11 protein-coding genes are annotated in these 13,149 nt (G+C 70.7%); 3 read left to right on the top strand and 8 right to left on the bottom strand.

Annotated elements, in window-relative coordinates; translation table 11 throughout:
• Positions 1 to 28: 28 nt before the first annotated feature.
• The 8 genes from tssG to tssA all read right to left on the bottom strand — a co-directional run bounded on the left by tssG (position 29) and on the right by tssA (position 9,213).
• Positions 29 to 1,075, bottom strand: a complete 1,047-nt coding sequence (tssG, locus tag BLR02_RS17585) for a type VI secretion system baseplate subunit TssG (protein WP_090664110.1) — start codon at positions 1,073 to 1,075, stop codon at positions 29 to 31.
• Positions 1,039 to 2,862: a type VI secretion system baseplate subunit TssF gene (tssF, locus tag BLR02_RS17580; protein WP_090664109.1), complete on the bottom strand. Its 1,824-nt coding sequence runs from the start codon at positions 2,860 to 2,862 to the stop codon at positions 1,039 to 1,041. Before tssF ends, tssG begins: the two co-directional genes overlap by 37 nt.
• Before the next feature lies 1 nt (position 2,863).
• Complete coding sequence (tssE, locus tag BLR02_RS17575; protein ID WP_090664108.1) at positions 2,864 to 3,364, bottom strand: type VI secretion system baseplate subunit TssE; 501 nt, start codon at positions 3,362 to 3,364, stop codon at positions 2,864 to 2,866.
• Positions 3,365 to 3,394: 30 nt separating this feature from the next.
• Complete coding sequence (locus BLR02_RS17570; RefSeq protein ID WP_090565272.1) at positions 3,395 to 4,198, bottom strand: type VI secretion system accessory protein TagJ; 804 nt, start codon at positions 4,196 to 4,198, stop codon at positions 3,395 to 3,397.
• Positions 4,195 to 5,775 carry a type VI secretion system contractile sheath large subunit gene (gene tssC, locus BLR02_RS17565; protein ID WP_245704837.1) on the bottom strand — a complete coding sequence of 527 codons (1,581 nt, stop codon included), beginning with the start codon at positions 5,773 to 5,775 and terminating at the stop codon, positions 4,195 to 4,197. The genes BLR02_RS17570 and tssC (BLR02_RS17565) overlap by 4 nt, the downstream gene beginning before the upstream one ends.
• Positions 5,776 to 5,960: 185 nt before the next feature.
• Positions 5,961 to 7,454, bottom strand: a complete 1,494-nt coding sequence (gene tssC, locus BLR02_RS17560; RefSeq protein ID WP_090664107.1) for a type VI secretion system contractile sheath large subunit — start codon at positions 7,452 to 7,454, stop codon at positions 5,961 to 5,963.
• Between the two features lie 3 nt (positions 7,455 to 7,457).
• Positions 7,458 to 7,967 (bottom strand): type VI secretion system contractile sheath small subunit, encoded by a 510-nt coding sequence (tssB, locus tag BLR02_RS17555; RefSeq protein WP_090565277.1) that lies wholly within the window; start codon positions 7,965 to 7,967, stop codon positions 7,458 to 7,460.
• Positions 7,968 to 8,076: 109 nt separating this feature from the next.
• Positions 8,077 to 9,213, bottom strand: a complete 1,137-nt coding sequence (gene tssA / locus BLR02_RS17550; RefSeq protein WP_090565279.1) for a type VI secretion system protein TssA — start codon at positions 9,211 to 9,213, stop codon at positions 8,077 to 8,079.
• A gap of 147 nt (positions 9,214 to 9,360) precedes the next feature.
• Here tssA and tssH point away from each other — a divergent pair, with 147 nt between their 5' ends.
• From tssH to BLR02_RS17535, 3 genes are all read left to right on the top strand, one after another.
• Entirely contained in the window at positions 9,361 to 12,009 is a 2,649-nt protein-coding gene (gene tssH / locus BLR02_RS17545; RefSeq protein ID WP_090664106.1) for a type VI secretion system ATPase TssH, read from the top strand.
• A gap of 53 nt (positions 12,010 to 12,062) precedes the next feature.
• Positions 12,063 to 12,539 (top strand): Hcp family type VI secretion system effector, encoded by a 477-nt coding sequence (locus BLR02_RS17540; RefSeq protein WP_090565283.1) that lies wholly within the window; start codon positions 12,063 to 12,065, stop codon positions 12,537 to 12,539.
• Positions 12,540 to 12,677: 138 nt separating this feature from the next.
• Complete coding sequence (locus tag BLR02_RS17535) at positions 12,678 to 13,145, top strand: type VI secretion system tube protein Hcp (RefSeq protein WP_090664105.1); 468 nt, start codon at positions 12,678 to 12,680, stop codon at positions 13,143 to 13,145.
• Positions 13,146 to 13,149 lie beyond the last annotated feature (4 nt).

Here is a 13,149-nt window from a genome sequence, read left to right as displayed (position 1 = left end):
GCCATTCTTAGAGCGGCCGCCGCAGCCATCACAGCGATGTGACCTGGCTGGCCTCGAAGCGCGGCTCCTCCCCGTCCCGCCGCCGGGCTCGGGGGGTGGTGAGCCAGGAGGACCAGCCGAGCCGTCCAGCCCCAAGGGCGAGCGGCGGGACCGCCTCGGCCGCCAGGACCGGGTTGATGGCGAAGCTGGTATCGAGCCCCACGAAGAGCCGCGTCATGGCGAGCACGCGGCGATGCTGCGGCGTCCCCGGCAGCATGGCCTCGAATCCCGCCCGGTCGAGCGGGCCGATGCGGATTACGAAGCGCGCCTGGCTGTCCCAGGTCTGCGCCCCTGCCACGGCACCCTGGCCGAGTACCGCATGCTGGCCACCAAGGCCGCGGCCGCGGCCACCCCGCGGCTCGCCGCCGGCCAGCCGGGTCTGCTCGGTCGGGGGCAGGCGGATCCAGCCGCCGGCGAATTCCTCGATCGTCACCGGCAGCCCGGTCTCCTCCTCCAGCATGGATTGCAGCCGCGCGGCCGAGCGGCTGCGCGAGGCGAGGTTGCCGGCATGGTAGAGCAGGCGTTGCAGCTCGAGCCCGAGGCGGCCCGCGAGATGCGGCGTGGCGAGGCCGATGACCGCGGCGAGGCCGCGTTCGGCCGGGGCGGGGTCCCGCGTCGGCCTGTACTTCTCGCCCGCCTTGACGAAGAGGCCGGTGAAGCGCGAGGCGCCGAGATCGAGGAAGGCATGCAGCGCCTCGGACCGCTTGCGCTGCTCGGCCCCGACCAGCCCGGTGAAATGGCGCGGCAGCACGCCGCCCGCGCCGACCAGGCCGAAGGTGGTGACAGCGAGCTGGCGCTGCTCCGGCCTCGGGGCACCGATCTCGCCCTGCGGATAGCCGAGGCGGGCCACGGTGCGGTAGCGCAGCGCCAGGACATCCCCGCCCGGTGCCAGCAGATGCGCGGCCTGGTCCAGGGTGAAGCGCGTCGGCTCGCGCAGCAGCCGCTCCGCCGGCGGGGCGGCGACGGGCCGGATCGGCGGCAGCAGGGCGGCGAAGCCGGTCACAGCAGCGCCCGCGTGCCGCTGCGCGCCGGCCATTGCGCGACGAAGCCGCTGCGGCCGCGCAGCGCGACGCCGCTGCGGACGAAGGCATTCACCGAGACCTGCAGCGAGAGGAAGCGTTCCAGTATCGCCGCCATCAGGTAGAGGCCGCCGCCCTGCCAGCGCTGCGCGTCGAAGGTCAGCGTGACGTCGAGGCCGCGCACCAGCGCGCCGGGCCGGCCACCCGGCAGGCGGGCGACGCCGGGCCGGGCATCCACCGCCAGCAGCGCGGCGAGGGAGGAGCGGCTCTCGGGGCTGTCGCGCAGGTCGTGCAGGCGAAGCATCTCGCGCAGCGCCAGCGCCCCGGCCTCGCCGCCGCTGACCGAGAGATGGTTCAGCGCGAGATGGGAGATCAGCTTCCAGGCGCCGCGCTCGCGCAGGTTGGGCCTGAGCGTCGGGGTCGGTGGCGACAGGGCCTCGGCGAAGGCGGCGGGGGAGCCGCCGGAGGCGATGCGGAGATGCGGCTGGCCACCGCCGAAGGGCAGCATGCTGGGAAGGTCGCGGTTGCAGCAGAGCGCCTCCACGGTCAGCACGCCATCGGCGGGGCGGCTCGGGTCGAAGGCGGCGTCGCGCAGGCTGAGCTGCGTCTCCGTCCCGCCGAGCGCGGGTGGCGCGGGGCGGCGGCCGGCGATGTAATGCGCCTCCGCGGCCTCGCCCTCGGCATCGGCCCGGCCGAGGCGGTGGAAGGGCAGGACGAAGCGGCGCGTGCCATCGGCCCGGCTCTCCCGGACCTGCTCCACCGCATAGACCTCGAGCGCGGTGGGGCGGCGGGCATCGGGGAGGACCAGCCATTCGGACTGGGTGCCGTCGAGGGCGATGGGCTCGCAGCGCTGCGGGAAGAGGTTCACCGCCGGCGTGCAGCCCAGGGCGAAATTCTCGGCGGTGAGCGTGCGCTCCAGCTCCGGCATGGAGCGGGAGAGATAGAGGAAGACCTCCAGCCGGTCGCCCCGCTGCACGAGGCTGCGGGCATCGAGCCCGTCGAGGTCGAGATAGAGGAATTTCTCGGGGAAGGCGAAGAACTCGGTGAGCAGCCGGTGGCCGGCGAAGGCGCGGCGAGGCCAGGGCAGGGCCGCCTCCTCCGCCTCGAAGCCGCCAGGCTGGAGGGCGCCGGCGCCGAGGATGGTCGGGCGCGGGTCGGCCGGGCCATCGGCGAGGGCGATGGAGAGGGTCGCGGTGCAGAGCAGCTCATGCAGCAGCGCCGCGCTGGGGCCGATGCCGCGGAGATGCAGCCGCAGCCGGTCGAGGCCGAGCTCCGCCATCGGCAGGTCGGGCGAGGCGGTCCTTAGCGTGAGGCGGAGGCAGGCGACGGCGCCGGAGGCGCGCGGATTGGCCGGCGCCGCGAGCGGCAGGCCGGTGAGCCGCGCCGCCTCGATGACGAGCGGCCAGAGCGTCACGTCATGGCAGGTGCGGAAGCGCACCGGCTCACCGCGCACCGGCTCGGTCTCCACCGCGAGGCCGCGCGGCACCCGGAGCGGGGCCCGCGTATCGGCCGGCGGCGCCAGGCGCAGCGTGGTCATCGAGGGAACGGGCGCCAGCAGATGCGGCGAGAGCATCTCGAGCAGCGCATCGCTGATCTCGGGCAGCTCGTCATCCAGCCGGTGCTGCACCCGGGCGGCGAGGAAGGCGATGCCTTCCAGCAGCCGCGCGACGAAGGGGTCATCGACCGTCTCGGCCGAGAGGCGGAGGCGGCCGGCGACCTTCGGGAAGGCTTCGGCGAATTCGCCGGCCTCCTTGCGGATCGAGGCCAGCTCGCGGTTGAAATAGGGCAGCAGGGTTTCGGACATCTCAGCCCTCGCGCACCGAGACATCGAGGGTGACGGGGCGCAGCTTCGTCTCGAAGCTGATCTGCTCCGGCACCGGGTCGCTGCGCAGCACGGCCTCGACGCGGAGGCGAAGCGTGCGGTCGAGCGTATCGGCCCGCTCGCGCGGCGCCTTGGCGAGGGTCACGCGGATATTGGCCAGCCGCGGCTCGAAGCGGCGTAGCGTGGCCTCCACCTCGGCGGCCAGGGCCTCGCGCCGCTCATCCTCGGTGAAGCTGCCGGCGGTCGGGTCGGGGATGCCGTAGCCGAGCGGCGAGACGGGCAGGGCGCCGAGGCCGGAGGGCAGCGGCACCCGCCGCCGCCTGGCATTCAGCAAGGCCTCGACATCCCGCCGCACCGCCTGGCGCAGCAGCTCCACCGCATAGGCCTGGGTTGCCGGCGGATCGACCGGTGCCGCCGGATCGGCATCCAGCAGCCGGTCCAGCAGCGGCAGCCGGATGCGTCCGTCGCGGGCGGAGCCGCTCATGCGCCCACACCGGTCATGCGCGCGGCCCGCTCATGCAAAGGTCAGCGTCCCCGCCTCGGCGAGCGGCAGCGCCTCCTCGCCCGCCAGGAACAGGCGCTGGCCGAGGCCGCGCACCGGGCCCTCGCCGGCATCGGGCCAGTCCGTCTCGCGCCCGAGCTTCAGCGCCATGGGCGTGGCCGGATCGGTCCAGAGATAGATGGCGGGGACGAAGACGAGGCCCTCGGTACCGTCCTTCAAGGTGAGGTTGGTGCGGCGCCAGAACAGGTCCCGCGGGCGGCGCGCGGCCTCGAAGACCAGGCTCTGCAGCCGTTCGACCGGCACCCACATGTAGTCGCCGCCGGCGGTCAGCACCTCGAGATGCGGGCTGAACAGGTCATCCGCATCGCGGAAGTCGTCGAAGGGGGTGACGGTGCCGTCCGGCGCGCGGGCCTCGCCGGGGGCGCGGGGGCGAAGCTCCTCCGCCTCGGCCGCCGCGGCGGCGGCATTGGCGGCCTCGCCCAGGCGGAGCAGGGTCAGCGCCCGCATGGCGGCGGTCTGTGCCGGCGTTGCCTCGTCGCCCTGGAATTTCGGCAGGCGGCCCTCGCCGAAGACCTGGCGGCGCACCACCTCGGCCCGCAGCAGGCGGCGGAATTCGAGCACGGCCGGGGAGGGTTCGTCGGCGATGACGCTGTCGAGCGTGCGGTCGGCACGCTCCACCTCGCCGGCGAAGAGCAGCATCTCCGTCAGCAGCCAGCGGGCGCCGGCATCGCGCGGGGCGGCCTTCACCCCGGCCGTGGCAGCGGCGATGGCGGCAGGCAGGTCGCCCGTCTGGAACGCGTCTCCGATCGTGGTCATGCGGCGGCCCTCGGCGCGGAGAGATCGGTGACCAGCCGGAAGGCAGCGCCCACCTCATCCAGCTGGAAATGCGGTTGCATCAGGATGGTGCAGCCGAAGACGCCGGGCTGGCCCGGCTTCTCCCGCACCTCGACGCGGGAACTGCGCAGCGGCTGGCGGGCACCGCTCTCGCCGGCGGCGCCGCTGGTCGTGCTGGTATACTGCATCAGCCAGGTCTGCAGGCGCCGCTCGATCTCCTGCGGCGTCTTGAAGCTGCCGACCATGTCGCGCCCCATCATCTTCACGCAATGGGCGAAGCGGCTGACGCAGAGCACGGCGTTGAACTGGGCCGAGAGGCGCTGGTTGGCATTGCCCGCCTCGGCCGTCATGCGGGGTGGGCGGTGCAGGCTGGGCGCGGCGGCGAAGGCGGCCTCCGGCAGGCCCTCGAGCCCGATCAGTGGCATCAGTCCGGCTTCGACCATCTGGCGTTCCTGGTCATCCGTCAGGGCGAGCTCGACCGGCGGGCGTGGCGCGGGGCCGGGCGGGTCGGCGGCGAAGCGCTCGACCGGCAAGGCGTCGACGACCCCGCCGACCGGCAGCGCGCTGACCGTGGCGCCGCGGATATCGGCCGGCCAGCCGAAGCTGGCGAAGGCCCGCATGGCGACGGCGGCGAGTGGATAGACCGGGCTCATCCAGGCGCGGGCGCCGGGCTGGCCGGCATCCGGCCGGTAGCGGAAGCGGTCGGGGCGGGTGCCGTCATCGGGCCAGGGCGGACGCGCCAGCACCCGGGGCAGCAGCACGCTGAGGAAGCGGGTATCCTCGCGTTCCTGCAGGCTGCGCCAGCGGCGGCGCTCGAGGCCGCGCATCGGCTCGGTCGGGTCGATCGCGGGGCCGAGCTCATGCCAATGGTCGAGGCCGATCAGGGACGGATGAGCGGCGACCGCGACCGGGGAGAAGGCGGCGGCGGCGACGCCGGCCAGCGCATCGAGGCCGGCGATGTCATCCGTGCTGCTGCCGGGGCCGGGGAAGGGACGCAATTCCCAGTCGCCGCAGAGCAGGCCATAGGGTTCGCCGCCCGGGGTGCCGAACTCCTCCTCGTAGACCTTCTTGAAGAGCTGGCTCTGGTCGAATTCGATGGCGCGCTCGAAATCGCGGCAGAGCTCCGACCAGCGGAGGCTCAGCAGCTTGACCTTGCAGCTGCGGCCCGGTGGGAGACGGCCGGCGAGCCAGTGCAGCCCGCGCCAGGAACCCTCCAGCCGCCGCAGCCGGTCCTGCCGCAGCACCGCGTCGAGCTGCTCCGACACCATGCGGTCGATGGTGGCGAGGTCGCGGTCCACCGCCTCCTCAAGCCGTTGCAACGCCTCTGCCCGGCCGTGCCGCGTCCCGTCATGCGCGAGGAGGCGGGAGAGGGCCGCCTCACCGAACCAGAGCCGCAGCGAGGCCGCCGGGCCTTCGATCAGGAAGCTGGCCAGCGCATCGGCGGCCATCGCCCCGGCGCGGCCTAGGAAGGCGCCGGAGAGTATGCCGGCGCGGAGCGGCGGTGGCTCCGCCGTTCCTGTCCCCGCATCGCCAGTCACCGCGGCCGGCGATCCATCCATGCTCCGGCGCGCCCCTTTCCAGGATAGGAAGCCTGGCCCGGCTCAGGCAGGCCGGGCCAAGGGTTATACGAAGCCTGGCCCGGCGCGGGCCGGGCCAAGGGCACTACGAAGGCTGGCCCGGCACAGGCCGGGCCAAGGGTAATAAGAAGCCTGGCCCGGCACAGGCCGGGCCAGGGGCAGGCGGTTCAGGCCTTCTGAGGGATCCGGGCGACCATCCGCATGGAGGTCGTCAGCTCCTCCATCTGCAGCCAGGGCTGCAGATAGGCGACGGCGTTGTAGGAGCCGGGGCGGCCCGGGATCTCCTTCACCTCCACCTTGGCCTCGCGCAGCGGGTAGCGTGCCTTCGTCTCCGGCCCGGCGCTGGAGTTGCCGTTGACGTAGTTGTTGATCCAGCGGTTCAGCCAGGCCTCGCAATCGGAGGCCTCCATGAAGGAGCCGATCTTGTCCCGCGCCATTACCTTGAGGAAATGGGCGAAGCGGCTGGTGGCCATGAGATAGGGCAGCCGGGCCGAGATGGCGGCGTTGGAGGTTGCCTCCGGCCGGTCATACTTCTTGGGCTTCTGGGTGGACTGGGCGCCGAAGAAGACCGCGTAGTCGGTGTTGCGGTAATGGCAGAGCGGCAGGAAGCCGAGCGAGGAGAGTTCCGCCTCGCGCCGGTCGGTGATGCCGATCTCGGTCGGGCATTTGGCGTCGGTGTCGCCGTCATCCGAGGTGAAGACATGGGTCGGCAGGTTCTGCACCTTGCCGCCGCCCTCGGCGCCGCGGATGGCGACGCAGAAGCTCGTCTGGGCGAAGGTATCGGTCAGCCGCTGCGCCATCACATAGGCGGCGTTCATCCAGCAGTAGTCGTTGTGCTCCATCGCCTTCGGCTTGCCGGTGGCGTCGAAGGGCGCCTCCTCATAGCCGAATTCCTCGACCGGCACGGTGCCGGCGCCATAGGGCAGGCGGGCGATGACGCGCGGCATGACGAGGGAGACGAAGCGGCTGTCCTCGGTGTCGCGGTAGGAGCGCCACTTGGCGTATTCCGCGGTCTCGAAGATCTTGGTGAGGTCGCGCGGCTTCGACAGCTCCCGCCAGTCGGAGAAGCCGAACATCCCGGCGCCGACACCCGAGATGAAGGGCGCGAAGGCGCTGGCGGCGACGTTGGAGGCGAGGCGCAGCGTCTCGATGTCGTCCGGGTGGTTGGTCCATTCGTAGTCGCCGACGAGCGCGCCATAGGGCTCGCCGCCCGGGGTGCCGAACTCGTTCTCGTAGATCTTCTTGAACATCTGGCTCTGGTCGAACTCGACCGCGCGCTGCAGGTCGCGGGAGAGCTCGCGCTTGCTGCACTGGAGCATGCGCAGCTTGAGCGAGGAGCCGGTCTCGGAATTCATGACGAGGTAATGCAGGCCCCGCCAGGAGCCTTCCAGCTTCAGGAAGCGCTCATGATGCATCACCGCGTTGAGCTGGGTGCTGATCTTGGCATCCAGCGCGGCGATCGCCCGGTCGAAGGTCTGGGTGAGGTTGCGGCTGTAGGTGACGGTGCCCTTCAGCGCCTCCTCGGTCAGCGCCTTGATGAGGTCCTGGGCGCGGTCCCGCTCGGTCTGCTTGGTGGCGCCGAGCACCTGGTCGAGCAGGCCGAGCCCGGCCTCCTCCGTGGTGGTCGTGGCGGCGGCGGCCGATGGCTGCGTCTCGCTCATCGCTCAGCCCCCCTGCTTGTCGAGGCCGAGCTGGGACGAGAGCGCCGCCAGCTTGTCCTTGTCCTGCAGCACATCCTCGAGCAGGCCCTCCAGCTCCTCGGAGCGGTCGACCTTGCTCATCAGGTCGCGCAGCTTGGCGCGGGTGTCGAGCAGCGCTTTGAGGGCGGGAACCTGCTCGGCGACCTTGGCGGGCTCGAAATCCTCGATCGAGCGGAACTTCAGGTTGACCGCCATCTGGCTGCCATCCTCGGCCAGGGTGTTGTCGACCTTGATGTTCAGGCCCGGCTGGATGCGCGCCATGACATCGTTGAAGTTGTCGCGGTCGATCTGCACGAATTTCCGCTCGGCGAGCGGCTTCAGTGGCTCCGAAGGGTCACCGGCGAAATCGCCCATGACGCCGACGACGAAGGGAAGCTCCCGCTCGATCGCGGCGCCCTCCGTCTCGACCTCATAGGTGATGTGGACGCGAGGTTTGCGAACCCGGGCCAGCTTTTGGTGAACGCTGCCGCTCATCCTTCCTCTCCCTCAACGCGCCCGTAACGGTTCTGGCAGTCGTCAAACACGATACGCGGCGGCACGAAATCCCGTCAATGAAAGCCTTGCCGAGCGGTTGACCGGCCGCTCAGCTACCCTCGTCCATGGCGCTGCGGATGCCGAGCATGGTGAGCATCGCCTGCCGCGCCCCGTTATCGGGCAGGACCTCGGCCAGCAGGTCGGGCAGCGGCATCCGCGCCCGCCGCACCGCATCGGTCAGCGTATAGGCCAGCGGCGAGTGCGGCTCGGTCCTGCGGAAATACTCGGCCAGCTCCTCGAGCTGGCGGATCGCATCCTCCCGCGTCCGCAGCGGCCGGACCGCCACCGCCGCGCCGGCGCCGGCCGGTGCCTCCTCGACCATGGCCGTCACCTCCTCCATGGATTCGATCCCGCCGCCGGGCTCCGGTGCCGCTTCGGCGACCGGGCCGATCAGGCGGCTGGCGATCTGGATGATCTGCTCGAGCGCCTCGGACACCCGCCGCGTATTGGGGGCGAGGTCACCGAACCGGGCATCCATCTGCGCCGCCAGCGTCGCCCAGGCGCGCTGCGCCTGCAGCGCCTGCTGCGCGGTGCGCCGCAGCGAGGCGGCCTCGACGCGGGCCTCGTTCTCCAGCGCCTTCATCTCCGGCACGCCGGCGTCGTAGCGCGCCTTGCGCCGCTTCTTGTTGTCGCCCTCGTTCGGGATGGCCTCGGTGTCCTCGGCGATCTTCCAGAGATGCAGGCCGACGGCGCGGCCATCCGGGCGGCGGAACATCGGCAGCCGGCGCAGCGGCTGCATCAGGGTGCCATCGGCCCCCTCGCCGGAGAGGCCGCCGAGCGGCGCGGCCCGTACATCCATCCCGTCCTCGTCGGGCTGGGGGAAGCCTGGCTCCCAGTAGCGATCGAGCAGCCCGGTCAGCAGCTCGGAACCGGCGCTGAGCCCGGCCAGGCCGTCGAGCCGCACGAGTGATTCCAGCAGCCAGGCGGCGACCTCGAAATCCTTGCTGCGCTCGCCGATGCATTGCAGCGCGATGCGCTTCACCTCGCGCCAGCCCTGCGGCACGGCCGGGTCGCTTTCCTCCGAGGTCTCGAGTGCCCGCTCCTCGGCGCGTGCCTCGGCGCGCGCGTCACGCAGCTTCTGATAGGGCGATGTCGGCGAGTAGTCGCTGCGCAAGTCGATGCCGGCGCCATCGGCGCCGTCGAGCGGTGCGAGCAACGTCTCAATATCGAACAGGCTTCCCGACATGCCGCCTCGATCTGGTCCCTTGGATGTGCCGGGCAACGCCGGCCTGCAACCGATACGCTATCATGCTGGACAGCGCTCTCCCAACTTGTTTACGGTCCCGCCCGTTCGGCATGGCGACCGATACAGTTAACGGGAGGTTAACGGGATATGGTGGCGATCGACCTGAAATCCCTCGTCGGCCGCCTCAGTGCGCTGGGCCGCCGCCAACTCGAGGCTGCGGCCGGCCTCACTCTTTCCCGTTCGCACTACAATGTCGAGATCGAGCACCTGCTGTTGAAATTGGTGGAGACGCAGGGCACGGATGTGAACGTGCTGCTGCGCAAGCAGGGGATTGACAGCGGCCGTGTCCTTGCGGAGCTGACCCGTGCGCTCGACAAGCTGCGCACCGGCAATGCGCGGGCGCCCTCCCTCTCGCCCGATATCGTCACCTGGTTGCGCGAGGCCTGGCTGCTGGCCTCGCTCGAGGCCGGGACGGGGCGCATCCGCTCGGGACATATGCTCGCGGCGCTGCTCTCGGACGAGACCCTGTCCCGCACGGTGAAGGACAGCGCGCCGAGCCTGCTCGCCCTGCCGGCGGATGCGCTGCGCCGTGGCGGGTTGGAGGCCTTGAGCGAAGGCAGCCTCGAGGCCGAGGAGGCTGCGGCGCCACTGCCCGGCGAGGCACCGGGCGGCGCACCGGCAGCGCCCGGCGACGCTCCCCGCGGCGGCGGGCCGCTCGAGCAATTCTGCACCGACCTCACGACCCAGGCGAAGGCCGGCAAGATCGACCCGATCCTCGGCCGCGATGGCGAGATCCGTCAGGTGATCGACATCCTGACCCGCCGTCGCCAGAACAACCCGATCCTCACCGGCGAGCCGGGTGTCGGCAAGACCGCCGTCGCCGAGGGGCTGGCGCTGCGCATCGCCGCGGGCGACGTGCCGGAGGCGCTGCGGCAGGTGAAGCTGATGTCGCTGGACCTTGGCCTGCTGCAGGCGGGTGCCGGCGTGAAGGGCGAATTCGAGAACCGCCTCAAAGGTGTCATCGATGCGGTGAAGTCCTCGCCGGTGCCGGTCGTGATGTTCATCGACGAGGCGCATACGCTGATCGGTGCCGGGGGCGCCCAGGGGCAGAACGACGCGGCCAACCTGCTGAAGCCGGCGCTCGCGCGCGGCGAGCTGCGCTGCCTCGCGGCCACCACCTGGGCCGAGTACAAGAAATACTTCGAGAAGGATGCGGCGCTGACGCGGCGCTTCCAGGTGGTGCAGGTGGGCGAGCCCTCCGTGCCGCTGGCGCAGGCGATGCTGCGCGGGCTGGTGCCGGTGCTGGAGAAGCACCACGGCGTGCGCATCCTGGACGAGGCGGTGGAGCAGGCCTGCGCGCTCTCCGCCCGCTACATCCCGGCGCGGCAGCTGCCCGACAAGGGCGTCTCGCTGCTGGATACCGCCTGCGCCCGCGTCGCCATGAGCCAGGCGGCCGAGCCGGCGCCGCTCGAGGACCGCCGGCGGCGGCTCGACCTCATCGCCACCGAACTCGGCGCCATCGCCCGGGAGGAGGCGGCCGGGCAGGACCATGCCGCGCGACGCGCGGCGCTGGAGGAGGAGCGCGGGACGCTCACCGGGGAGCTGGCGGCGCTCGAGGCGCGCTATGCGGAGGAGAAGGCACTCGTCGCCCGCATCCGCGAATCCCGCGAGGCGATCGAGGCGGCGATGGCGGCCGGGACGGAGGCGGCGGAGGCCAAGGCGGCGCTCGCCGGCGCGACCGAGGCGCTGCATGCGCTGCAGGGCGAGCAGCCGCTGGTGCATCCGGTGGTGGATGGCCAGGCCGTGGCCGAGGTGGTGGCGACATGGACCGGCATCCCGGTCGGCCGCATGGTCTCGGACGAGATCAAGACCATCCTGAACCTCAAGGAGCGGCTGGAGGAGCGTGTCGTCGGCCAGCCGCATGCGCTGGCGGCCATCGCCCAGGCCATCCAGACCAACCGTGCCGGGCTGACCGATCCGCGCAAGCCCATCGGCGTCTTCATGATGGTCGGCACCAGCGGCGTCGGGAAGACCGAGACGGCGCTCGCCGTCGCCGACCTGCTCTATGGTGGCGAGCAGAACCTCACCACCATCAACATGAGCGAGTTCAAGGAGGAGCATAAGGTCTCGCTCCTGATGGGCTCGCCGCCCGGCTATGTCGGCTATGGCGAGGGCGGCGTGCTGACGGAGGCCGTGCGCCGCCGTCCCTACAGCGTCGTCCTGCTCGACGAGATGGAGAAGGCCCATCCCGGCGTGCAGGACGTGTTTTACCAGGTCTTCGACAAGGGCAACATGAAGGACGGCGAGGGGCGGGACATCGACTTCCGCAACACCGTCATCATCATGACATCCAACGCCGGCACGGACACCATCGCCAAGCTCTGCGCCGACCCCGACCTGATGCCGGAGCCGGAGGCGCTGACCGAGGCGCTGCGCCCGGACCTGCTGAAGGTGTTCAAGCCCGCCTTCCTCGGCCGCTGCAACATCGTCACCTACTACCCGCTGGCCGACGACATCATGAAGCTGATCGTCGGGCTGCAGCTCAAGCGCATCGGCCGGCGCGTCAAGGCGGCCTACGGCGTCGGGTTCGAGGTCGAGGACAGCGTGCCCGAGGCCATCGTGGCGCGCTGCAAAGAGGTCGAAAGCGGCGCACGAAATATTGAGAATATCCTCAACCGCACGATGCTTCCCGAGCTCTCATCTCGCATTCTCTCGCGATTGGCGGAGGGCGGCGAGATCGGCCGGGTGCAGGTTGGAATGGGCGAAGCGGGCACATTCCGCTACGATATCGGCTAGGCGACGGCAAAGGGCCGCCACCGAGGCCGGGCAGGCAGAAAGGGAGTTCACCAATGCCGATTCTCGTTAAGTACCCGGACGTGAAGGGTGAGTCGAAGATCACCGGCTTCGATGATCATTTCGAGGTCAGCAGTTTCCAGTTCGGCGTCGGCCGCGCGATTTCTTCCGCCTATGGCACCTCGACCCGGGAAGGCAGCGTGGTGTCCGTCAGCGAGATCACCATGACCAAGGTGAGCGACGGCACGACCATCAAGCTCTTCGAGGAAGCGCTGCATGGCGAGCTCGACAACACCGTCGAGATCAAGTTCGTCCGCACCGGCAAGGGCAACACCCCGGTCGTCTATTTCAGCGTCGAGCTGCAGGGCTGCGGCGTCTCCGGCTTCTCGATGAGCTCCGGCGGCGACCGCCCGACGGAATCCATCAGCCTGAACTTCGACAAGGTGAAGCTTGGCTACAACCCGGTCGGCGATGACCTGAGCGGCTCGCAGAGCTTCTACAGCTGGGATCTGTCTACCGCGAAGGGCGCCTGAGCCCGGCTGCGCCTGCCCCGGGCCCTGGGATGCGGCGGCTTCGCCCCGCATCCCATCCGGCGCCTGGGTTCCGGCGCGCAGCGTGATGCGCGCCCGCCATTCCAGTGACCATGCCGTAGCATCCCGGGGCAGGCCCGCATGACCATCTTCATGCATTATGACGGCATCGAGGGCGAGCACAGCCTCAACGGCGAGGCAGGCTACATCAAGCTCGAGAGCCTTGGCTGGGGCATGTCCCGTGCCAGCGGTGCGGTGCGCGCCGGGCTGCGTGCCAGGACCGAGCCTGCCGTGACCGAGGTCACCTGCACCAAGGTCAGCGACACCAGCACCATCGGCCTGCTGACCGAAGGCTTCACCGGCAAGTTCGACCGCATGGTGACCATCAGCTTCGTCCGGCAGGGCACCGGCATGCTGCTGCCGTATCTCGTCTACACATTGGGCGAGGCGGGCATCGCCTCCTTCCAGCACAGCAGCGCGGGGGATGGCGTGCCGATGGAATCCTTCGCCATCAACTTCACCACCATCGACATCAAGTACACCGCCTATGGCGACGACCTGACCGGCGTCTCGGCCAACATCCTTTACAACGTCGCCACCGGCGACTAGGCGT

It is taken from the genome of Belnapia rosea (assembly GCF_900101615.1).
GTDB classification, from domain to species: Bacteria; Pseudomonadota; Alphaproteobacteria; order Acetobacterales; family Acetobacteraceae; genus Belnapia; species Belnapia rosea.
The sequence above is the reverse complement of the archived record's forward strand: the minus strand, read 5'-3'. Positions and strand labels throughout refer to the sequence as shown.